This window comes from Pseudomonas sp. NPDC089918 (assembly GCF_050280605.1).
Classification (GTDB): domain Bacteria; phylum Pseudomonadota; class Gammaproteobacteria; order Pseudomonadales; family Pseudomonadaceae; genus Aquipseudomonas.
The window spans coordinates 1-1,282 of record NZ_JBNNVP010000108.1; the positions used below are offsets into that span (position 1 = coordinate 1).

General features: G+C 54.1%; 1 protein-coding gene. It reads left to right on the forward strand.

All coding sequences use genetic code 11. From position 1 onward, the window contains the following. Positions 1-82: 82 nt before the first annotated feature. Complete coding sequence (locus ACQKPC_RS30390) at positions 83-1,261, forward strand: IS481 family transposase (RefSeq protein WP_063341729.1); 1,179 nt, start codon at positions 83-85, stop codon at positions 1,259-1,261. Positions 1,262-1,282 lie beyond the last annotated feature (21 nt).

Here is a 1,282-nt window from a genome sequence, read left to right on the forward strand (position 1 = left end):
GGTAGAAACCGGAGACATCCTTTACGTTTTAAACCGGAGACATCGTTTACAGGTATGAAATACGGTCAGGAGGTGCCTGACCATGCCCTGGAATCGAGAGTCCCCAATGGATCAGAGAGTGAAACTCGTAGGCGACTGGATGTCCGGCGCCTATTCCAAATGTGAGCTGGCACGGCATTACGGTGTCAGCCGGCCCACTTTGGACAAGTGGCTGGCGCGCTATGCTGAACGTGGCATCGACGGCCTCAAAGAGCTGTCCAGACGTCCGCATCACAGCCCCCATCAAATCAGTGAGCATGTCCTTGAGTTGCTGATCGCTTATAAGCGCGAGCATCCGAGTTGGGGGCCTGAGAAGTTGGTTCACAACCTTAAAAATACGCACGCGGAGCTGTCTTGGCCCGCGTTGAGCACCGCTGGCGAATGGCTCAAGCGTGCAGGTCTGGTGCAAAAACGACGTTTCCTTAATCGCCCACCGACGGGGCCTATTCCGTTACGCGAAGCCACAGAGCCCAATCAAACATGGGCGGCGGATTTCAAAGGCGACTTCGCCCTGCAATCAGGTCAGCGCTGCTTTCCTTTGACGATCTCCGATCATGTCAGTCGATTCCTCTTACTTTGTCGGGCGCAAAGTAGTGTGGCTGGGGCGCGCGAAGGATTTGACTGGGCTTTTCGAGAGTATGGGTTGCCCAATGTCATTCGTACGGATAACGGTTCACCTTTTGCCTCGACCGGCGTGTCGCGCATCTCCAGCCTGGCGGCCTGGTTCATACGCTTGGGTATCTATCCCGAGCGTATCCAGCCCGGACGCCCTGACCAGAATGGCCGCCATGAACGAATGCACCGAACCCTCAAGGCTGCGCTGCTTCAGACACCTGAGCATAATTTGGTACAGCAGCAGTTGGCGTTTGAACGGTTTCGCCACGAATACAACTACGAACGCCCTCACAAGGCCCTGGCAATGAAGGTTCCGGCGGATGTTTATGTGCCATCCAGCCGCCTCTACGACGGACGTGTGCCGGAGGTGAATTACCCTTCACAAATGCTGGTCAGAAAAGTCCGGCAAAACGGTTCAATGAAGTGGAAAGGCGGAATGGTATTTGTCAGCGAATCGCTGGTGGGTGAGGCACTAGGGCTGAAGGAGGTGGAAGATGAGGTCTGGGAAGTGTATTTGTGCAATTACCTTTTAGGTCGTTTGAAAAGCGGTGAAAACCGCCTTTCAAACCCACAAAAACGTAAAGGATGTCCCCGGTCTCGATTGTAAAGGATGTATCCGTTTCTACAT